Annotated in this window: 16 protein-coding genes and 1 pseudogene; 9 read left to right on the plus strand and 8 right to left on the minus strand. The window is 70.4% G+C overall.

Annotated features, from left to right (window positions below):
• Positions 1 to 30 precede the first annotated feature (30 nt).
• Positions 31 to 762: a glycosyltransferase family 2 protein gene (locus tag ABFX54_RS21305; protein WP_346107296.1), complete on the plus strand. Its 732-nt coding sequence runs from the start codon at positions 31 to 33 to the stop codon at positions 760 to 762.
• A 118-nt stretch (positions 763 to 880) separates the two neighbouring features.
• Complete coding sequence (locus tag ABFX54_RS21310) at positions 881 to 1,843, plus strand: ketopantoate reductase family protein (RefSeq protein ID WP_346107298.1); 963 nt, start codon at positions 881 to 883, stop codon at positions 1,841 to 1,843.
• A 38-nt stretch (positions 1,844 to 1,881) separates the two neighbouring features.
• Here the strand turns inward: ABFX54_RS21310 and ABFX54_RS21315 are convergent, their stop codons facing one another.
• Complete coding sequence (locus ABFX54_RS21315) at positions 1,882 to 2,409, minus strand: DUF6886 family protein (protein WP_346107300.1); 528 nt, start codon at positions 2,407 to 2,409, stop codon at positions 1,882 to 1,884.
• Positions 2,410 to 2,482: 73 nt separating this feature from the next.
• Between ABFX54_RS21315 and ABFX54_RS21320 the strand changes: the two genes are divergently transcribed.
• Complete coding sequence (locus ABFX54_RS21320) at positions 2,483 to 2,836, plus strand: hypothetical protein (protein ID WP_346107302.1); 354 nt, start codon at positions 2,483 to 2,485, stop codon at positions 2,834 to 2,836.
• Between the two features lie 31 nt (positions 2,837 to 2,867).
• Here ABFX54_RS21320 and ABFX54_RS21325 read toward each other — a convergent pair whose 3' ends face one another.
• Positions 2,868 to 3,293: a hypothetical protein gene (locus ABFX54_RS21325; RefSeq protein WP_346107304.1), complete on the minus strand. Its 426-nt coding sequence runs from the start codon at positions 3,291 to 3,293 to the stop codon at positions 2,868 to 2,870.
• A gap of 62 nt (positions 3,294 to 3,355) precedes the next feature.
• Between ABFX54_RS21325 and ABFX54_RS21330 the strand changes: the two genes are divergently transcribed.
• The gene (locus tag ABFX54_RS21330) at positions 3,356 to 5,257 is read left to right on the plus strand and encodes a sensor histidine kinase (protein ID WP_346107306.1); all 1,902 of its coding nucleotides are present in this window, start codon (positions 3,356 to 3,358) and stop codon (positions 5,255 to 5,257) included.
• Here ABFX54_RS21330 and ABFX54_RS21335 read toward each other — a convergent pair.
• The 3 genes from ABFX54_RS21335 to ABFX54_RS21345 form a co-directional block, all read right to left on the minus strand.
• Positions 5,216 to 5,701: an NUDIX domain-containing protein gene (locus tag ABFX54_RS21335; protein WP_346107308.1), complete on the minus strand. Its 486-nt coding sequence runs from the start codon at positions 5,699 to 5,701 to the stop codon at positions 5,216 to 5,218. The genes ABFX54_RS21330 and ABFX54_RS21335 overlap by 42 nt on opposite strands.
• Positions 5,702 to 5,859: 158 nt before the next feature.
• Positions 5,860 to 6,534, minus strand: a complete 675-nt coding sequence (locus ABFX54_RS21340; protein ID WP_346107310.1) for an MBL fold metallo-hydrolase — start codon at positions 6,532 to 6,534, stop codon at positions 5,860 to 5,862.
• Positions 6,535 to 6,609: 75 nt separating this feature from the next.
• On the minus strand, positions 6,610 to 6,750 hold the full coding sequence (locus ABFX54_RS21345) for a hypothetical protein (protein WP_346107312.1): 141 nt from the start codon (positions 6,748 to 6,750) through the stop codon (positions 6,610 to 6,612).
• A gap of 436 nt (positions 6,751 to 7,186) precedes the next feature.
• Here ABFX54_RS21345 and rho point away from each other — a divergent pair, with 436 nt between their 5' ends.
• From rho to ABFX54_RS21360, 3 genes are all read left to right on the plus strand, one after another.
• Entirely contained in the window at positions 7,187 to 8,257 is a 1,071-nt protein-coding gene (gene rho / locus ABFX54_RS21350) for a transcription termination factor Rho (RefSeq protein WP_346107314.1), read from the plus strand.
• A gap of 62 nt (positions 8,258 to 8,319) precedes the next feature.
• On the plus strand, positions 8,320 to 9,372 hold the full coding sequence (locus tag ABFX54_RS21355) for a putative RNA methyltransferase (RefSeq protein ID WP_346107316.1): 1,053 nt from the start codon (positions 8,320 to 8,322) through the stop codon (positions 9,370 to 9,372).
• A 144-nt stretch (positions 9,373 to 9,516) separates the two neighbouring features.
• Complete coding sequence (locus ABFX54_RS21360) at positions 9,517 to 11,295, plus strand: S9 family peptidase (protein ID WP_346107318.1); 1,779 nt, start codon at positions 9,517 to 9,519, stop codon at positions 11,293 to 11,295.
• Between the two features lie 299 nt (positions 11,296 to 11,594).
• Here the strand turns inward: ABFX54_RS21360 and ABFX54_RS21365 are convergent, their stop codons facing one another.
• Positions 11,595 to 12,785 (minus strand): PP2C family protein-serine/threonine phosphatase, encoded by a 1,191-nt coding sequence (locus tag ABFX54_RS21365; RefSeq protein ID WP_346107320.1) that lies wholly within the window; start codon positions 12,783 to 12,785, stop codon positions 11,595 to 11,597.
• Positions 12,786 to 13,256: 471 nt separating this feature from the next.
• Here ABFX54_RS21365 and ABFX54_RS21370 point away from each other — a divergent pair, with 471 nt between their 5' ends.
• Both ABFX54_RS21370 and ABFX54_RS21375 read left to right on the plus strand, forming a co-directional pair.
• The gene (locus tag ABFX54_RS21370) at positions 13,257 to 17,450 is read left to right on the plus strand and encodes a HAMP domain-containing protein (RefSeq protein ID WP_346107321.1); all 4,194 of its coding nucleotides are present in this window, start codon (positions 13,257 to 13,259) and stop codon (positions 17,448 to 17,450) included.
• A gap of 3 nt (positions 17,451 to 17,453) precedes the next feature.
• Complete coding sequence (locus ABFX54_RS21375; RefSeq protein ID WP_346107323.1) at positions 17,454 to 18,083, plus strand: response regulator; 630 nt, start codon at positions 17,454 to 17,456, stop codon at positions 18,081 to 18,083.
• 111 nt (positions 18,084 to 18,194) lie between these two features.
• Here the strand turns inward: ABFX54_RS21375 and ABFX54_RS21380 are convergent, their stop codons facing one another.
• Together ABFX54_RS21380 and ABFX54_RS21385 are read right to left on the minus strand one after the other, a co-directional pair.
• On the minus strand, positions 18,195 to 19,538 hold the full coding sequence (locus ABFX54_RS21380) for an NYN domain-containing protein (RefSeq protein WP_346107330.1): 1,344 nt from the start codon (positions 19,536 to 19,538) through the stop codon (positions 18,195 to 18,197).
• Positions 19,539 to 19,724: 186 nt separating this feature from the next.
• A pseudogene (locus ABFX54_RS21385) lies at positions 19,725 to 21,178 on the minus strand (hypothetical protein); the annotation flags it as partial.

A 21,178-nucleotide genomic window follows, 5' to 3' on the forward strand; every position in this document is an offset into this window, starting at 1 on the left:
ACTGCATGCGTTCGGGAGATCCTTACTTACATGAACAAGCAGCCTTTCGCCGCCAGCGTCAGTGTCATCGTCCCCGCGATGAACGAGGCCGAGAATCTTCCCCATGTCTTCGCCACGCTGCCCGACTGGATCGACGAGGTGATCCTGGTCGACGGCAACTCGACCGACGACACCATCGCCGTGGCGCGCAGGCTGCGCCCCGACCTCCGGGTCGTCGTGCAGACGAGGCGCGGTAAGGGCAACGCGCTCATCGAGGGCTTCCAGGCCGCCCGGGGCGACATCATCGTCATGATCGACGCCGACGGGTCCACCGACGGCAGGGAGATCCGCTCCTTCGTCGCCACGCTCATCAACGGCGCCGACTTCGCCAAGGGCTCCAGGTACGCCCCTGGTGGCGGCTCGGACGACCTCAGTCCGATCCGCTCGCTCGGCAACAAGGTCCTCACCGGGATCACCAACATCCTCTACCGCACCCGCTACACCGACCTCTGCTACGGCTACAACGCCTTCTGGGCCCGCCACCTCGACGTGCTCGACCTCGACTGCGACGGCTTCGAGATCGAGACGCTGATGAACGTGCGCGCCGCCCAGGCCGGCCTGGTCATCCGCGAGGTCCCCAGCCACGAGCGCTCCCGCATCCACGGCGTGAGCAACCTGCACGCGGTGCGCGACGGCTGGCGCGTGCTCAGAACGATCTGGCGCGAGCGCACCCGCGGGACCGCCGTGACGGCGCAGGCCGCCCAAGTGGCCCTCGCCAAGTGACGGCACCGGGCGCAGGCGACATCCGCCAGGTGACAGCCCCAGGTCCGGACGACACCCGCCAGGTGACGGCGCAGGGCCCCGGTGGCACGCGGCAAGTGAGGAGTGACATCCTCGGGTAATGCGTTACATAGTGATCGGAGCAGGAGCAGTCGGGGGCACGATCGGAGCCCGCCTTCACCAGGGCGGGCATGACGTGCTGCTCATCGCGCGAGGGCCTCACTACGAGGCCCTCAAGCATGAGGGGCTGCGCCTGATCACGCCCGATTCCGACGAGACCCTCCATGTCCCCGCCGCCGACGGTCCCGTGCCCACCCGCGATGACGACGTGCTGATCCTGGCGACCAAGTCGCAGGACACGATCGCCGCGCTGGCCCCCTGGTCCTCCGACCTGCCGGTGGTGTGCGCCCAGAACGGCGTGGCCAACGAGCGCATGGCGCTGCGGCGGTTCGAGCGGGTTTACGGCATGTGCGTGTGGCTGCCGGCCCAGATCCCGCACCCCGGCGCCATCGCCGCCTCCGGGCACCCGTACTCGGGGATGCTGCACGTCGGCCGTTATCCACAGGGTGTGGACGACCTCGGCGAGCAGATCGTCACCGACCTCGGCAAGCACGGCCTCCTGGCCCGCAGCTCGCCCGAGGTGATGCGCTGGAAGTACGGCAAGCTGCTCAGCAATCTGGGCAACGCCGTCGAAGCGCTCATCGGCCAGGCGCCGGAACGCACCGAGGTGGCCCGGCTGGCCAGGACCGAGGCGAAGCACGTGCTGGAGAGCGCCGGCATCCCGTACGCCACCCCCGAGGACGAGGCCGAGGTACGCGGCCACAACGTGGACATCCTTCCCATCGAGGGCATGGAGCGCACCGGCGGATCGTCCTGGCAGAGCCTGGCCAGGGGCAGCGGCTCGATCGAGACCGACTACCTCAACGGCGAGATCGTCCTCATCGGCCGCGAGCACGGCGTCCCGGCGCCGGTCAACGAGGTGCTCAGGCGCGAGGCCAACCGGGTCGCCCGCGAGAAGCTGCCGCCCGCCTCGATGTCCGCGCGGAGCCTGCTCGCCCTCATCGAGGAGCGTTCCGCGGTCTGATCCCCTTCACCAGCGGGCGTCCCGCACCCTGAACCCGCTCACCGGCGCGCGTTGCGCATCCTGATCCCGCTGAACTCCAGGGTGCTGGCCGTCACCTCGTTCCAGAACGGCCACAGGTTGTCCAGCACCCTGAGCTGGATCCCCGCCTCCTCGTGCAGCTCGAACAGGTCCCGCACGGGCTCGGGCGGGCCCAGCGGCCGAACGGGGACGGTCGAGACGACCGCGTGCGGCGGGTCTCCGATGGGCGCGAAGGTGTCGGCGGGCAGGCGGTAGGCGAACAGCCGCACGTCCATGATCGCCTTCAGCCAGCCGTACTCGATGCCGTGCACCCGCTCGCCGCACCCCGAGCCGATGATCCGCTCCCGGTCCTCCTCGGTGGTGCGGGAGCCGACCCAGGCCATCGCCCGCGGGCAGGCGCGCGGAAACCAATAGTCAGGGCAGCGTTCCGGGCCGACCGCCCACACGTAGGGCTCGCTGCGGACACTGGTCGGCGCCACATGCGGGACGAACCGTTCGATGGTGGGGTCTTCCGAGAAATGCAGCACTTCCCCCTGCTCAGGTCTCATGCGCGCCATTTTCGCGCATGGACCGTCGATCTACGGGCAGGAGAGACCCCTCTTACGACAAGGGGTGAGTTGGATGATCGTATTGGGACTGATCCTGATCCTGCTCGCCGGCGGTGCCTTCGCCCTGGTGCTCTCGGAAGAGAGCGCCAGGTACATCCTGTTCGGCTACACCTTCGAGTTCAACCACGTGGGCATGTTCCTGGCGGGGGCGGCCGCCGCGGCCGTGCTGCTGCTGGGGCTGTGGATGATGGGCTCGGGTTCGCGCAGGACCGCCAGGCAGCGCCGCCGGCTGCGCAGCGCCAGGGCCGAGACCTCCAGCCGGGTGGCCCAGCTGGAGGAGGAGAAGCGCGACCTGGAGCGGAAGCTGGAGCGCGAGCAGACCGCGTCCGACGGCGACCGTCTCGTGGCCCGCGGCGAGCACCAGTAGGCGGCGTTACGAATCGCGGTACGAATCGGCGCTAGGCGTCGGCCACCTGGCGCGAGGGCAGCAGCTTGCCCTCGCGCCAGAGCGCGATGCCGGTGATCACCGCCCCTAGCCCCTCCCAGAGCCCGACGCCGATGAACTCGGCGGGCGCCGCGCCCGTGACCACCAGCGTGGTGAAGACGGTGAACGTGACGAGCCGGAACGGCACCGTCCAGCGGAAGAACGGCGTGTAGTCGGCCGCCGCGGCGAAGACGTAGTAGACGCCCATGTTGACGGCCGCCATGGATGATGCGGCCATATAGACCAGCGTGTAGTCCCCGGCGGCCCTGACGTCGAGCACCTCGAAGCCCAGCATGACGAGCAGGGTTCCGGGTGAGATCAGGCCGAGCAGGCCGAGCGCGAAGGCGAGCACGCCGAAGACCCACATGGTCCAGCCGGAGAAAGAACGCGGAAGACGCACAGAAATCCTTCCAAAGGGGGGTGTACTCTGCGAGGCGCTCTCATCATGCACCCGGAGGTCGCATGCCCCCCACGCGTGGCCGTCCCATCGCACTCAAACTCCTCATCCTCCTGCTCGTCCCGCTGCTGTCCCTGGTGGGTCTGTGGGCGTTCGCGGCCGGTCTGACCGGCGGCGACGGCGTCCGCCTGCTCGCGATCAACGAAATGGCCACGAATCTGGCCGCCCCGTCCGAGCAGATCAACATCGGCCTGCAGAAGGAGCGGCTGGCCTCGGTGGAGTTCCTGGTCACCGGTCAGGGCGCGAACGAGGTGGCCAGGCAGCGCGGCAAGACCGACCGGGCCGTGCACGCGTTCCGGGCGCTGACCAAGCAGCAGCACGAGCTGACGCCCCCGATGACCATGCAGCTCAACCTGCTGCTCGGCAAGCTCGACCAGCTCGCCGACCTCCGCCGTGAGGTGGACGGCACCCTCGTCGCGCCGCTCGACGTCATCGACGGCTACAGCCAGATCGTGGACGCGTCCTTCCGCATGTACGACGCCATGGTCCTGGTGCCCGACATGGTCCTCTACCAGCAGGCCAGAGCGGTCACCATGATGGGCGAGGCCAAGGACCTGCTGTCCAGGGAGCAGGCGCTGATCGCGATCGTGCTGGCCGAGGGCCAGGTGGCCCCCCGCGAGCGGGAGGCGTTCACCGGGATGGCGGCCACCAGGCGGTTGCTCTTCACGCAGGCGCTGTCGCACCTGGACTCCAGCCTGCGCGGGCCGTACGAGAAGCTGTCCACCGCTCCCGTCTACACCGAGTTCCTGCGGACCGAGGACGAGATCAAGGGGCCCGCGACCGTCAACGGGCTGCCCGCGAGCGCGGCCACCTGGCCCATCGACGCCCAGAACCTGTGGAACGCCGTCGAGCGTGACCAGGCGCTGGCCGTGCGGGGCATCACCCAGCGGGTCACCCCGACCGCCATCGGCATGCTGGTCAAGCTGGGCATCGCCGGCGGCGTGGGCCTGATCGCGGTCATCGCCTCCATCATGATCTCCCTGCGCTTCCGCAAGCGCCTGGTGCGCGAGCTGGCCGGGCTGCGCGACGCCGCCACGGAGCTGGCCGACGTACGGCTGGCCGGGCTGGTCAAACGGCTGCGCGGCGACGCCGGGCCGCCTTCGGCCGAGGAGGTGGCGCCGCTGGAGGTCAAGGCGCAGACGTCGGAGATCGTCGACATCGTCAAGGCGTTCAACGACGTCCAGTCCACCGCCGTGGAGGCCGCCGTGGACCAGGCCAGGCTGCGCCACGGCGTCAGCCAGGTGTTCGTGAACCTGGCCAGGCGCAACCAGTCGCTGCTGCACCGGCAGTTGTTGCAGCTCGACAGCATGGAGCGGGCCACCGAGGCGCCCGAGACGCTGGCGGACCTGTTCAAGCTCGACCACCTCACCACCCGCATGCGCAGGCACGCGGAGAGCCTGATCATCCTGTCGGACCAGACCCCCGGCCGGGGCTGGCGCAACCCGGTGCCGATCCACGACGTGCTGCGCGCGGCCGTGGCGGAGGTGGAGGAGTACGAGCGGGTCGAGGTGGTGCAGCCGCCGCCGGTCGCGCTGGTCGGCGCGGCGGTCACCGACGTGGCCCACCTCATGGCCGAGCTGATCGAGAACGCCACCCTCTTCTCCCCGCCCCAGACCCGGGTGGACGTGCGCTGCGGCACCACCCCGCACGGGCTCATGGTGGAGATCGAGGACCGTGGCCTGGGGCTGCCGCGCACCGAGCTGGACGAGCTGAACGACCGGCTCGCCAAGACCCCCGAGTTCGACCTGGCCCAGAGCGACCGGCTCGGCCTCTTCGTGGTCTCCAGGCTGGCGGCCAGGCACGGCATCAAGGTGACCCTGGCGCCGTCGCCGTACGGCGGCCTGGCGGCGATGGTCGCGCTGCCGTCAGCTCTCCTGGCCGACCAGCCCGCGATGGCCGGGCGGTAGGTAGGTCAGCCCGCCGGAGGCGCGGGCGGCGGCGGTGGCCAGCAGGCGTTCGTACGCGTGGCCGGCCAGCAGCCCCTCCGCCTCCTCCACGGTGAAGAAGCCGTAGTCGTCGAGCTCTTCTGCCTGCAGCGAGATCGGCGTGCCCGACGGGATCTCGCCGCAGTCGAACATGAAGGTGACCACCGGGTAGGGCACGTTGGGCAGCCCGTCGACCCAGCTCACGGTCAGCAACCTGCCGACCTCGACCGAGAGGCCCACCTCCTCGGCCACCTCCCTGGCGCACGCCTGCGCGGGATGCTCCCCGGCGTCGACCATGCCGCCGGGGAACGACCAGTGCTCCCTGTAGTTGGGATCGACCAGGAGCACGCGGCCGTGCTCGTCGGTGATGTACGCCGACGCCCCCGCGATGGCGCGGTGCACCGTGGACCAGAAGTCATCGCTCACAAGGGCACTATGGCAGAGCGGGTGGCGACGCCCGCGGCTTCGCCGTGGCGGGTCGCGATTCCGTGGCGTCAAGCCCGCACGGCCCGCTCACGGACGCGGGAACGGCCTGCTCACAGGCGCGCTCAGAGACGCACTCACAGGCGCGCTCACAGACGCGCTCACAGACGCAGGAACGGCTCGCTGAAGTGGGCGGTGGCGAGAATGGCGTGTTCGGCCCGCAGCCGGGCGAGCACCTTGGTCCGGGTGCGCGCGGCCGCCTCCTGGTCGTCGTCGTACAGGTAGCGGATGCCCGGATCCGCCAGTTGCACGGGGTGCAGGACCAGGTCGCCGGTCATGGCCACCTCGCCCACCCGGGCGATCTGGTGACCGGGCGTGTGCCCGGGGGCGGCGTGGACGTGGACGCCCGGCGCGACCTCGGCGTCGCCCTCGACGACGTGGAGCTGCCCCTTGATGGTGGTGACGATCTCGTCGAGCATCGGGCCACTCGCCGCGTCGAGCTCGGCCCGCTGCAGGACGTAGCGGGCGTTCTCGAACGCCGGCCCGCCGTCCGCGACCGCGCCCGAGGCGTGGTCGCTGTGCAGGTGGGTGAGGATGACGGTGGTGATCTCGGCGGGCTCGACGCCCACGGCGGCCAGCTCACCGGTCAGGGTGCCGGGGACCGGCGCCCAGCTCGCGGCCGGGGAGTCCGCGGCGCCGATGCCGGTGTCGACCAGGGTCAGCCGTCCGTCAGCGACGCGGATGAGATAGCAGTGGAAGTGCAGGACCCACGGCTCGTCGGGAAGAGCGGACCCGGCGAACATCGTCGCCGGCGGGCGGCGGATGGCCGCTCCCATGGGACCCACGGCGTCGCAGAGAGGCGTCACTTCGACGCCGGACACGGTTATCGGCTGGTGTGGCACCCGGCCAGACTAGGCGGCGACGGGCTGACGCGGAACGTACTCGTTCTCGACGTCGGCCGCGAAGACGGCGCGGCGGCAGTGTGCGCACCGGTACATGATCGGGCCCTCGTCGAGCTCGTGGTGACAGCGCGGGCAGTTGACGGTCTTCATGATGCTGCTCCCCCAAGGAGTTTTCTGTCGGTTCCTATGGAACCCTCATCGAGTTGCAGGGATCCTGCATGCCACTTGACACGATGACGCCGCGTCGATGGGGGTTCTGCGCCTTTCGGTACACCGGAGTGCGGTAATTTTCCTCGCCGTCCGGTGCCGAGAAGAACATTGTCACGCACCTGCCCGAGAGACGCGGCTCAACACACCAGAACCGCCCGGGAATAGCCCAAGAGGGCTAGGCGTTGTATGGGCCGGAAGATGTGGTACCTTGCCACCAGGCGTAGAGCTCCAGCTCCGCCGATCTTCATCGGGTTCGGCCCCGTTTCCTCGGGCCCAACCGTCTTCATCCTTCGCCGGGCCTTCACCTGGCTCAGGCGCGTTTCCCCTGAGGGGTTCCATCATGTCTGTGCAAACCATTCCGCGGCAGCGTTCCGCCGTGCCGGTTCAGCAGGTCAGCGGCCTGCTCGACCTGCGCGACAAATCCGCTTTCATCCGGGCGGGGCAGCTCCCCGGCCCCGGCGACATGCGGCTGCAGGCCGACAAGGCCCGCCAGTACGGCCTGCGGCCCGGCGACCACGTCGTCGCCTCCTTCGCCGGCAACAAGCTCGTCGGCGTCGAGTCGGTCAACGGCACCGGCGACTGGCGCGACCGGCCGCACTTCGCCGAGCTCACCCCCGTCCATCCGACCGAGCGGCTCAACGTCGAGACCGAGTCGCTCAGCACCCGCGTCATCGACCTCTTCGCCCCCATCGGCAAGGGCCAGCGCGGCCTCATCGTGGCGCCGCCCAAGGCCGGCAAGACGATGGTGCTCCAGGCACTCGCCGCCGGCATCACCCGCAACCACCCCGAGGCACACCTCATGGTGGTGCTGGTGGGCGAGCGGCCCGAGGAGGTCACCGAGATGCGCGCCTCCATCAGGGGCGAGATCTTCGCCTCGACCTTCGACCACCCCGACCGCGACCACACCGCCGTCGCCGAACTGGCCGTCGAGCGGGCCAAGCGGCTCGTGGAGTCGGGCCGCGACGTGGTCCTGCTGCTCGACTCGCTGACCAGGCTGGGACGGGCCTACAACAACGTGGCGCCCAGCGGCGGGCGCGTGCTCACCGGCGGCATCGACGCAGCCGCCCTCTATCCGCCCAAGCGCTTCTTCGGCGCCGCCCGCAACGTCGAGGGCGGCGGCTCGCTCACCATCCTCGCCACCGCGCTCGTGGACACGGGTTCGCGGATGGACAACAGCCTGTACGAGGAGTTCAAGGGCACGGGGAACATGGAGCTGCACCTGACCCGCGAGCTGGCGGAGCGGCGGCTGTTCCCGGCCGTGGACCTGGAGTCCTCGGGCACGCGGCGCGAGGAGATCCTGCTGCACACCGAGGAGCGCCAGGTCGTCTGGCGGCTGCGGCGCATGCTCACCTCGCTGGACAAGCGTCAGGGCCTCGAAGTCCTGGTCGACCGGCTCCGCTCCACCCCCTCCAACGCCGCCTTCCTCCTTGAGGCGCAGGCCGCCTGAGCACGCCTCACGTGCCTGCGTACGGGACGGCACACGACAGACGGTGCACGACAATGGGTCGCATGCTGGCTGACATCGTCGACTACCTCATCTGTCCCGTCTGCCGGGCCGGCGTGCGGCTCGACGGGGGCACGCTGCGATGCGCCGCAGGCCACTCCTTCGACGTGGCCAAGCAGGGTTACGTGAGCCTGCTGGTCGGAAACCGGCCGCCGGGCACCGCCGACAGCCAGGAAATGGTGGCCGCGCGGGCCGCCTTCCTCGACCAGGGCCACTACGCGCCGCTCGCGGAAGCGGTTGCCGAAGCAGCCTCGGAAGCGGCGCGAACATATACGGCAAGCGACAACGTTCCCGAAAAACATGAGTCCTCTACCGAAACGAATGACGGCGGGGAGTTGAGGGCGTACCGTGTTGCGGGAGTGGAGGCCGGTTTCGGCGTGGGACGAGGTGGTCCCGGGCAAGAGCCGGGTTTCGTCGAAGATCGTCGCGCGGAGGGCAGGGCCGCGCCGGTGATCGTCGACGCGGGCACGGGCACCGGACACTATCTGGCGGCTGTGCTCACCGCGATCAACGATGGCATCGGGATGGCGTTCGATGTGTCGAAGCACGCTGTACGCCGGGCGGCACGGGTGCATCCGAGGGCAGGGGCGTTCGTGGCCGACGTGTGGCGTCCGCTTCCCATCAGAAGTGGGGTGGCCGACGTGGTGATCGACGTCTTCGCGCCCAGGAACGGGCCGGAGTTCCGGCGGATCCTGCGTCCCGGCGGCGTCGCGGTCGTCGTCACCCCCGCACCGTCGCATCTCAGCCCGCTGGTCGAGGAACTTGGCCTGCTCTCGGTCGATGAGGAGAAAGAGCGCAGGGTGGCTCGCAGCCTGGACGGTTTCGCCGAGTCGGAGCGGCGCTCGATCAAGTTCGAGATGGAACTGGAACATGGCGACATCGCCAAAGTCATCGGGATGGGACCGAATGCATGGCATAACGAGCCGGCTGGGCTTGATGAGCGAATCGCCGCATTTGTCGCTCGGAACGTCACAGAAGGACAGCGAAAAGTGGTGACGCTCGCGGCGTTCCAGCTGTCTATCTTCGAACCGGCCCCCCGATCAAGACCCGTTGCTTGACGGGCATGTGCGACCGGTGTTACTGATGGGGCATTTAGTCCGAAATTCCCCCACATTCTTGGAGTATTTCCCCGACGCAGGCGCAATACTGGACGGCATCCCGCGCCGGGAGGCGCAGGTCACTAAAGGGAGGGGGCGCGTCGGATGAAGGCGGAGGAACGCTGGCAGGCCAGGTTCCGGGCCTCGCGCATGACGCTGCCGTCCTGGGCGCGTCAGGCCCCGAACCGCTCCATCTACCGCTCCAACGCCACGGGAAAGTGGGAGGTCTACGCCTGGGACCGGCTGACCGGCACCACCCGCCAGGTCACCGACCGGCCCATGGGCACCGCGTACGCCGCCATCGACCCCACCGGCCAGTGGATCTACTGGTTCGCCGACACCGGCGCCGACTTCGGCGAGTGGCGGCGCCAGCCGTTCACCGGCGGCCTCGACGAGCCGGTCGCCCCCGACCTGCCGCCCGGCCAGCCCGGCGGCATCGCCCTGTCCACGACGGGCGTCGCCGCGATCAGCCTGGCCGCCGAGCGGGCCTTCCGCGTGCACCTCGTCCGCGAGGGCGAGCCCACCGAGCTGCTGTACGAGCACATGGAGGCCGCGTGGGTGGCCGCCATGTCACTCGACGGCTCGCTGATCGCCATCAACCACGGCGAGTACGGCGACTTCCGCCACCCGGCCCTGCGCGTCGTCCGCCAGAACGGCCGCACGGTCGGCGAGCTGCACGACGGCGTCGGCAAGGGCGTGACCGGCCTCGCGTTCGCCCCCGTCGTCGGCGACCGCCGCCTGCTGGCGCTGCACGAGCGCCGCCAGCGCCACGAGCCCCTCGTCTGGGACCCGGTCACCGGCGAGCAGCGCGAGATCTGGCTGCGCGACTCCGGCGACCTGAACGCCGAGTGGTACGACGACGGCCGCGGCCTGCTCATCCTGCGCGACGACCGAGGACGCAGCTACCTGCACCGCTACGACCTCGCCGGCGGCGGCCTGACCCTCATCGACACCCCGCACGGCGTGATCGAGGAGGCCGCTCCCCGGCCCGGCGGTCAGATCGAGTACTCGTGGTCGAGCGCCTCGCGGCCGCCGGTCATCCGGTCGAGCACCGGCCAGGTCGTGGTCAACCCCAGCGGCCCGCCCGCCCCGCCGAGCGTCCCCGTCGAGGACGTGGACGTCGAGGGCGAGGGCGGCCGCATCCACGCGCTGGTCTCCAGGCCGGAGACCGGCGCCGTGCCGTATCCCACGGTGTTCCTGCTGCACGGCGGCCCGACCTCGAACGACCGCGACGTGTTCTCGCCGGAGGTCGCGGCCTGGGTGGACGCCGGCTTCGCCGTGGTACGGGTCAACTACCGGGGCTCGACCGGCTACGGCTCGGCCTGGCGCGACGCGCTGCACGGCGACGTCGGCCACATCGAGCTGGCGGACGTCGCGGCCGTCCGGCAGTGGGTGGTCGACCACGGCATCGCCGACCCGGCCAGGACGGTGCTGGCGGGCTCGGCGTGGGGCGGCTATCTCACCCTGCTCGGCCTCGGCACCCAGCCCGACCTGTGGGCGTGCGGCATCGCCGCGGTGCCGATCGCCTGCCACCAGACGTCGTACGAGGACGAGGCCGAGAGCCTGCGCGCCTTCCACCGCGCCCTGCTCGGCGGCTCCCCCGACGAGCAGCCGGAACGGTACGCGGCCAGCTCCCCGATCACCTACGTCGACCAGGTAAAGAGCCCGCTGCTGATCCTGGCCGGCGACAACGACGCGCGCTGCCCGCTGCGCCAGATCGAGAAGTACGTGGCCAAGCTGGCGGAGAACGGCCTCGAACACGAGGTCTACATGTACGACTCCGTCCGGGGCGCGCTCGTGGTGGCCGAACGGCTCGCGCAGACGGCGCTGCAACTGGAGTTCGCCCGCAAGCACGTGAGCCCGGCCTGGCGGCCAGTGGGCTGACCCTCCCGCGCACCGCCCTCCTGGCGGCACTCTCCTCCGGAGCACGCCCTCACCCGGCCGCACGCTTCCGGGTGCCGCCCCCAGGCGCGTGTGCTTCCTGACCATGCCCTTGACCAGCGGCCGTCCCGCCTGTCATCATCACGGCCACCGCAAGTAGCCGGAGGGCACACCATGAGCACCACCCCCAAGGGCCCGGGCCGGTCGGCGACGTCTCAGGACCGCCCGCGCCCGTGACCACCACGGCACCCCCGCACGACCCCGCGCCCCCGGCGTGGAGCCACAGCGGCACGCGACCCGATCTAGCGGGCGCGCAGGACCACGATGGCCAGGTCGTCGGCGCTGGGCTCGGAGGCGAAGTCGGCCGCGCCCCTGCGGATGCGCTCGGCCACCGCTCTGGCCGACAGCCCGGCGCACTCGGCCAGCAGCTTCGCCAGCCCGCCGTCGTCGTCGAGCAGCCGCCCGCCCGAGCGCCGTTCCGTCACCCCGTCCGTCACCGCCAGCAGCACGTCACCGGGGTCCAGATGGATGGTGTCGGCCTCGAACATGACCTCGTGGAAGACCCCGAGCAGCGACTGCGGCGTGGTCACGGCCTCGACCTTGCCACTCGGCTTCAGCCGCAGCGCCTCGGGATGGCCGGCGGAGACGAGACGCACCTCCAGCCCGTCGGGCACGGGCGTGATGTCGCCGTGGAGCAGCGTGAGGAACCTGGCCCGCTCGCCCTCCTCCAGGATCGCCTGGTTGAGCCGGCCGAGCACCGCGGCCACGCCGTAGCCCTCGCGGGCCAGCAGCCGCAGCGTGTGGCGGGCCAGCCCGGTCACGGCCGCGGCCTCGGGGCCGGTGCCGCAGACGTCGCCGATCGCGAAGCGCCACGAGTCGTCGCCCGCCTTGAACAGGTCGTAGAAGTCGCCGCCGACCTCGTTGGCCTCGCCCGCGGGCTCGTAGATGACGCCGTAGTCGAGCCCGGGCACCTCGGGCTCGTTGGGCGGGAGCAGGCTGCGCTGCAGCGCCCGGTTGGCGGCGGCCTGCTGGGCGTAGAGCCTGGCGTTGTCCATGGCGAGGGCGGCGCGCCTGCCGATGTCCTCGGCGAACTGGATGACCTCGTCGGGGAAGCGGTCGGGCCGGCCCAGGCACATCATGCCGAGGCCGCGCCCGCGCGCGGTCAGCGGCACGGCCAGCACCTGCGAGTCGGGCAGGTGGATCGTGGAGGTGACCCGGGTGTCGGCGGCGTCGATGTCCATCCCGGCGAGCTGCTCGCGCAGGCCGTCGATCCTGGCCTCGTCGGCGTGCCAGAGGTAGACCAGCCGCAGCGGCCCGGAGTTGGCGGAGGTGTAGACGGCGCACCAGTTGGCCAGGCGCGGCACCACGACCTGGGCGATGATGGCCGGCACCATGTCGGGGTCGAGGGTGCCCGCCAGCAGGTCGCTGGCGTCGGCGAGAAACCCCAGCCAGTGGGGCCCTCTGCTGCTCTCCTCCAGCCATTCGGCTGCCACCCGGTCCGCGGAGCCAGGTAGCGTGAGCCTAGCCCAATGGACACGGGAATCACCCGCAAAGGTGACTCCCCATTCCTCTACGTTGACAGAAGGGGGTTTCGGATCGCCCTGGGAAAGGTTTCGCTGCCGCAACTCCACTTGGACTGCGTCCCCGAAATGCTTCCAAATCACCTCAAACGGCTCGTCAGCGACCTGTTCGGTCAGGTCTCCTGCGACCTGCTCGGCGGTATGGAGCACGCCTCCGGTGGCCCACGCGGTCATCACCTCGCGCGTGAACCTCATCGCAGACGTCACAGCGGTCTCGCCGGGCGCGAACGTCGCAGCGAGTACCGCATGGGGAGAAGCAGTCATCCCAACGTGCCTACCACACTTCCCGCTGACTTGGGGTAAATCCAAGGGCAGGACTACGAGCTACTCATCGTGACAGACTTGAATCACTCGCCGGAGCCAGGTGCGAGTGAAGGAGGCCCCATGACCACGGCCAAGGCCGCGCCAAGCCCGGAGGAGAGGACTTACACCGAGTCGGATCTCGTGCCCATCCTGGAGACTCTCTTCTCCTGGCGTGACGGCGACTTCCGGCGGCGGGTTCCTCATGCGCCTCCCGGCATTCTCAGCGAGGTGCGGCTGCTGCTCAACGAAGTGGCCGACCGTCGCGAGCACCTCGCCAACGAGCTCGTACGCGTGCGTAAAGAAGTGGTCAAGGAAGGCCGCTTCGCCGAGCGGCTGACGCCCGGCCCCGGGGTCGGGGCGTGGGCGGAGAGCGTCGAGTCGGTCAACATGCTGATCGACGCCCTGGTGAGCCCGGTGAGTGGCGCGGCCGACGTCATCGACGCGGTCGCCAAGGGAGACCTGTCCCGCCGGATCGACCTCGACCGCTCCGCCCGCGGCGAGGTGCGCCGCCTGGGCAAGGCCATCAACGGCATGGTGGACCAGCTCGCGCTGTTCAACTCCGAGGTCACGAGGGTGGCGCGCGAGGCGGGCACCGAGGGCCGGCTGGGCGGCAGCGCCAACCTGCGCGGCATGTCAGGAAGCTGGCGCGACCTCACCGAGGCCGTCAACACGATGTCGTCGCGCGTGGCGGCCCAGGTGCGCGACATCGCCGTGGTGACCACCGCGGTGGCCAAGGGCGACCTGAGCCGCAAGGTCACGGTCGACGCCGTGGGCGAGATGTTCGAGCTGAAGAACACCGTCAACACCATGGTCGACCAGCTGTCCGGCTTCGCGGAAGAGGTGACCCGAGTCGCCCGCGAGGTCGGCACCGAAGGACAGCTCGGCGGCCAGGCGCAGGTGACCGGCGTGTCGGGCGTCTGGAAGGATCTCACCGACAACGTCAACTTCATGGCCAACAACCTGACCTCCCAGGTGCGCAGCATCGCGACCGTGGCGACGGCGGTGGCCCAGGGCAACCTGTCGAAGAAGATCACGGTGGACGCGCAGGGCGAGATCCTGCAGCTGAAGGACACCCTCAACACCATGGTCGACCAGCTCTCCTCCTTCGCCGACGAGGTCACCCGAGTGGCCCGCGAAGTGGGCACCGAGGGCAAGCTGGGCGGCCGGGCCGAGGTGAAGGGCGTGTCGGGCGTCTGGAAGGACCTCACCGACAACGTCAACTCCATGGCGAACAACCTGACCTATCAGGTCCGCAACATCGCCCAGGTGACCACCGCGGTCGCCAACGGCGACCTCACCCGCAAGATCGACGTGGACGCGCAGGGCGAGATCCTTGAGCTCAAGTCGACCATGAACACGATGGTCGAGCAGCTCTCCTCGTTCGCCTCCGAGGTGACCCGGGTCGCCCGCGAGGTCGGCACCGAAGGGCAGCTCGGCGGCCAGGCGCAGGTGCGCGGCGTGTCCGGGGTCTGGAAGGACCTGACCGACAACGTCAACTCGATGGCCAACAACCTGACCTCGCAGGTGCGCCAGATCGCGGCCGTGTCGTCCGCGGTGGCGCAGGGCAACCTGTCGAAGAAGATCACGGTGGACGCGCAGGGCGAGATCCTGCAGCTGAAGGACACCCTCAACACCATGGTCGACCAGCTCTCCTCCTTCGCCGACGAGGTCACCCGAGTGGCCCGCGAGGTCGGCACGCAGGGGCAGCTCGGCGGCCAGGCCAGGGTGAAGGGCGTGTCGGGCGTCTGGAAGGACCTCACCGACAACGTCAACTCCATGGCGAACAACCTGACCTATCAGGTGCGCAACATCGCCGAGGTGACCACCGCGGTCGCCAACGGCGACCTGACCCGCAAGATCGACGTCGATGCCCAGGGCGAGATCCTGGCGCTCAAGACCACCGTCAACCGGATGGTCGACCAGCTCTCCTCGTTCGCCTCCGAGGTGACCCGAGTCGCCCGCGAGGTCGGCTCCGACGGCCAGCTCGGCGGTCAGGCCCGGGTCGAGGGCGTCGAGGGCACCTGGAAGCGGCTCACCGAGAGCGTCAACGAGCTGGCCGAGAGCCTCACCACGCAGATCCGCGCCATCGCGACCGTGACCAGCGCCGTCGCCCGCGGCGACCTGACCCGCTCGATCGCCGTCGAGGCACAGGGCGAGCTGGCCGAGCTGAAGGACAACATCAACTCGATGGTGGGCAGCCTGCGCGAGACCACGCAGGCCAACCAGGAACAGGACTGGCTCAAGTCCAACCTGGCCCGCATCTCCCGGCTCATGCAGGGCCACCGCGACCTGCTCGAAGTGGCCAAGCTGACGATGAGCGAGCTGACACCGCTGGTCTCGGCCCGCTACGGCGCCTTCTACAGCATCGACCCCGAGGGCGACCACGAGCTGATCCTGATCGGCGGCTACGGCGTGCGGCCCGACCGGGGCCCGCGCCAGCGCTTCGGCATCGGCGAGGGCATCGTCGGGCAGGCCGCGGCCGAGGGCAGGCACATCGTCCTCGACGACGTGCCGCCGCAGTTCATCACCATCGACAGCGGCCTCAGCCGCTCCACGCCGGCGCAGATCGTGGTGCTGCCGATCCTGTTCGAGAACCGCGTGCTGGGCGTGCTGGAGCTGGCCTCGTTCACGCCGTTCGGCGAGGTGCACCTCGACTTCCTGACACAGCTCGTCGAGACCATCGGCGTCACGATGAACACCATCATCGCCAACTCCCGCACCGAGGACCTGCTGACCGAGTCCCAGCGGCTCACCCGCGAGCTCCAGGAGCGCTCCGACGAGCTGCAGCGCCAGCAGGAAGAGCTGCGCAGGTCCAACGCCGAGCTGGAGGACAAGGCGGCACTGCTGGCCAAGCAGAACCGCGCGATCGAGATCCAGAACTTCCAGATCGAGCAGGCCAGGCGGACGCTGGAGGAGCGCGCCGAGCAGCTCGCGGTGTCCTCGCGCTACAAGTCCGAGTTCCTCGCCAACATGTCCCACGAGCTGCGCACGCCGCTCAACAGCCTGCTGGTGCTGGCCAAGCTGCTGACCGAGAACGCCGAGGGCAACCTGACCTCGCAGCAGGTCGAGTTCGCCAGGACGATCCACAGCGCGGGCTCGGCGCTGCTCCAGCTGATCAACGACATGCTCGACCTGTCGAAGGTCGAGGCGGGCCGGATGGACATCCATCCGATCCAGGTGTCGCTGCCGAAGATGGTGGATCTGCTGGAGGCCGCGTTCGCGCCGCTGGCCCAGGACAAGGGCCTGTCGTTCAGCGTCGAGGTCGACTCCGACGTGCCCCACGAGCTGCGCGCCGACGAGCAGCGCCTGCAGCAGGTGCTGCGCAACCTGCTGTCCAACGCGGTGAAGTTCACGCCGCGCGGAGAGGTGAAGCTGCGGATCACGGCGCCGCCGGCCGGGGTCCAGTTCGACGACGACACCCTGCACGAGGCCGACGACCTGATGGCGTTCCAGGTGATCGACACCGGGATCGGCATCGCGCCCGACAAGCGCGACGTCATCTTCGAGGCGTTCAGGCAGGCCGACGGCACCACGAGCAGGAAATACGGCGGCACGGGCCTCGGCCTCGCGATCTGCCGCGACATCGCCCGGCTGCTCGGCGGCGAGATCCACGTGGACAGCGAGCTGGGCAAGGGCAGCACGTTCACGCTCTACCTGCCGGCCTCCTACACCGGCCCGCTGGCCGCGACCGACGGCGGGGCGGCGACCCGCCGCCAGCTCATGACGCCGCCCTCGGACGACAGCTCCGCGGCCACGCCCGAGCCGCCGCTGCCGCTCGACCTGCCGATGCCCGAGCTGGTCGAGCCGCCGGTCGAGACGCCCAGCCAGTGGCAGGGCGACGACCCGCTCAGCGGCGCCAAGATCCTCATCGTGGACGACGACATCCGTAACGTCTTCGCACTCACCAGCGTGCTGGAGCGACACGGTTCTACCGTCGTCTACGCTGAAAACGGACGGGAGGGTATCGAGCAGCTCGAACGGAACGAGGACGTCGCGCTCGTGCTGATGGACATCATGATGCCGGAGATGGACGGCTGGGCCACGACCTCGGCCATCCGCCGCATGCCGCAGTTCGCGGACCTGCCGATCATCGCGCTGACCGCCAAGGTCATGCGGGGCGATCGGGAGAAGAGCATCGCCTCGGGCGCGTCCGACTACGTGCCCAAGCCGGTCGACGTGGACCGCCTGCTCGAACGCCTGCGCGGCTGGCTCAGCCGCGGACGGGGTGCCGCGTCCGACTCCTCACCGTCCGCCTCGTCAGCCGAAGGGTCGTGATCGATGCCGGATCGTGCCAAGATCCTCCTCGTCGATGACCGCGAGGAGAACCTGATCGCCCTTGAGGCCATCCTCAGCTCACTCGACCTGGTGCCCGTACGCGCCAGGTCGGGCGAGGAGGCGCTCAAAGCGCTGCTCAACACCGAGTTCGCGCTGATCCTGCTGGACGTGCGCATGCCCGGCATGGACGGCTTCGAGACCGCCGCGCACATCAAGCGGCGCGAGCGCACCCGCAACATCCCGATCATCTTCCTGACCGTGGTCGACAGCGCTCCCGACTACGCCTTCCGCGGTTACGCCGCCGGCGCCGTGGACTATCTGACCAAGCCGTTCGACCCGTGGGTGCTGCGGGCGAAGGTGTCGGTCTTCTCCGAGCTGTACAACATGAACAAGCGCCTGGCCGAGCAGGCGAGCCTGCTGCGCGACCGCCTCAACGGCGAGCTGCCGCCGGGTGCGGGCGACCAGGCGTCGGTGCTGCCGGAGCTGTCGCGGCGGCTGACGGCGGTGGAGGACGAGCTGGCCCGGGTCAGGGAGCTGGCCCGAAAGTCCCAGGATCCGGCGCTGTCGGTGCCGCTTGCCGACCTGAACGAACGCCTCAGCCACCTGCGCGCCGGCTTCGACGCGCTCTCCTGATCTCCCACGCTCCGCCCCCGGGACATCCGCCGCCCGGGGGCGTTTCGGTGTGCGGGGTGTTACTGACGGGCGCGAGACGCGTCCCTCACGACCGCGTTCGTCACGTGTTCGTCACTGACGGGCGCGTTCCAAAGCGTCCCAGAAGCCGCGTCGCAGGGCGTGGCGTACCTCGTCGTGCAGCAGGAAGTCGATCGGCAACGACGATCCCTGCAGCAGCCGCGCCTCAAGGTCGGACGGCATGCGCGGCTTGCGCGCCAGGACCGCCTCCAGCCACAGCGCGGGCGCGTCGCGGGCGACGGAGTCGCCGAAGTCGTGGCCCTCGCGGTGGGCGGCCTTGACGGCGTCGGACAGCGTGGTGGCGCCCGCCGTGGCCGCCGGCTGCGCGACGGGGGCCGGCTGCGGCCCGGTGTAGGGGCCGAGCTGCGCGGGCTGGTAGGCGCCGCTCGACGGCGAGGAGAACTGGCCGGTGGTGGGGCTCGACTGCTGCGACTGCGCCTGGATCGGCCCGGTGGCCGGAGCGGCGGGCGGCGGCTCCTGCTGGTAGGCCGACGGCTGCTCCTGCTGGTAAGTGGGCTGCTCCTGCTGGTAGGAGGCGTACGTGGGCAGCGCGGGCGGCGTCTGGGCGCGTCCTGAGGAGTGTCCGTTGGACGACGGCTGACCGTTGTGCGAAGAGGAGCCGGCGGCGTGGCTGCCCGAATGACCGCCCGTGTGACTCGTCGGGTGGCCCCCGCTGTGGCTGCTCGTGTGGCTGCTCGTGTGGCCGCCCGTGGTGGAGCCCATGCTGGAGCCCATGCTGGAGCCCGTGGTGGAGGGCAGCGAGGAGGGCGGCAGCGACGACTGCTGCGGCGCGGGCGGCAGCGAGTGGGAGGCGTGGCCGTTGCCGGTGGGCTGGTGGTGGCCGTTGGACGACTCGGTGATGCCGGTCAGCGTGCTGACGTAGGGGCGCAGGTGGACCGCTCCGAGCTCGACCAGGTCGTCGCACTCCTGCCGGAGCGAGCGCGAGACGGCCCAGCCGCCGTCGGCGGCGATGTGGATGACGCTCACCCTGATGCCGAGGTCCTGGGCGTCGCAGACGACCTGCGCGAGGTCCTCGTCGCCGCTGACCACCACCGCGTCGCAGATGGCGTTGTTGCGCGCGAGCGTCATGAGGTCGCGGTGCACCTGGGCGTCGACGCCCTCGCGCCGGCCCGGCCGGATGCGGGACAGCCTGAGCTTGAGGCCCGGTATGTCGGCCAGCGCGTCGTGCTCGGGAGTGCGCCGGCCCTCGACCGTCGCCTCGTACCAGTAGCACCGAAGCAGCGGCAGGCCGGTGCGCTCGCGCGACAGGTTGGTCATCAGCTGCAGCAGCCCTGGATAGTCCCAGGAGACCGCTTCGCGATGACGCGTGCCGTGCACGGCCATCGCCCCGTCAGCCAGCAGATAGCCAGCGTCCACGAACAGCGCACAGCGATCCACTGACACCGCCCCTTTCCTGGTGGTCCGACCTTGCTGGCTCTGCACCGTCAGAGACCGGACTCGGCGGCCCTCTCTCAGGGTAATGAAAGCAGGTGATCGCGCGAGGGTTAATCCCGACGATTCGGCACTCGCGCATAGGTGCGCCAGACCAATCAGGCGAACCGTACCAGTTTGTCCTGTTCGTGGTCACGAGCGCGCTCGCACGCTCAGCGCGGCGACCCCGAACAGCACCACGTCCTTGTCCGTGATGATCGTCAGCGCGGGATCCACCCCGAGTTCGGCGCCGACCGTGTCCACGTCCATGCCGAACGTCAGCTCCGCCGCGCCGCTCGACGAGCCGTCGAAGACGTTCGCCAAAGCGCGCTCGCCGCCGGCGGGGGTCAGCGCGCCGGACCCGAGCGAGACCTTGTCGCCCTCGAGGTCGGCGTCGCCCTCCCACGTGACCAGCTCGACCCGCGCGGGCGCGGCCGCCGGGCTCAGCCCGCCGAGCGGGATCCGCGCCCGCCGCGCGCCGCCGCCGATCACGGCCGCCGTGTCCAGCACCACGGCCTGGCTGTACGGCTCCGCCGGATCGGTGACGATCAGCACCAGGCTCCATCCGGCATGGCGTGACACCCCTTCCTCCATGGGGGCGTCGGCCGCCCACCAGGTGCCGTTCGCGCGTACGTCGCCGACCAGCTCGCTCACGTCGGCGAACGCCTGGTAGACCGGGCCCAGCGGCAGCTCGCGCACCGTCACCTGGCCGGGCCGCACGGTCAGGTACTTCTTGCGTCCCGGCGGCCTGAGCTTGATCGGCCCGGCCCGCTCGCCCGTCGCCGACCAGTAGAGCCCCGCCCACACGACCTCGCCGCCCTTCGGCACGGACAGCCCGGCCCCGCTGGAGGAGGCGGTGTCGGACCGGTCGTCCTGGTCGAGCGCGGTCATCGGCCACAGGTCGTTGTCGCGCTGGGCTCCCTCGCGGCGCCTGGCCTCCAGGCAGCCCGCGCGCTCCTGCGGGCAGCTCAGCAGCGCGTTGCCGATCGCCCGCACGGTCACCTTCCCGTCGGTGGCGAACCTGGCGGGCGCGCCCGACCCGCGTACGCCCGTCTCGGCCTTGGCCAGCAGCCGCAGCGGGCCCGCCGTGATCCTGACGGCGGGACCCGGGCCCTGCGGCGCCTCGTCGGCCACCAGCACCCGCAGGAACACGGTCGTGCCCTGCCCGGCGGCCAGCGCCTTCCTGACGCACCGCGCGCCGCCTTCGGCCGGGCGGCAGGCCCAGCCGTCCACCGTCCCCACCGTGCCCCCTGGACCCGCGGAACCCACAACACCTGCGGAACCCCCTGTGCCCGCAGAACCCGTCGCGCCCGAGGAGCCCGGGTGCGCCGCCCTGTGGGCGCGGCGCGCGGTCGGGACGAGGGTGACGCCGGGTGGGAGGTCCACCTGGGCGGCCAGCTCCTCGCTGGGGGCGTCGCCGTAGTTGCGCAGGCGCAGGGCGACGATGCCGGGCTGGGCGCGTACGAGAGAACCGAGGGCGTCGATCGTGGCCCGCAGCCGGGCCCGGCCCGGCCGGTCCTTCTTGACCGGGGGCGGCACCTGGGCCGGCCGTTCGCTCGGCGGCGGCACCCGCACGCGCACCCGTGCCGGGTCGTCCTTCACGGGAG

Origin of the sequence: Nonomuraea maheshkhaliensis, assembly GCF_039529435.1 — a bacterium.
Lineage (GTDB): Bacteria > Actinomycetota > Actinomycetes > Streptosporangiales > Streptosporangiaceae > Nonomuraea > Nonomuraea maheshkhaliensis.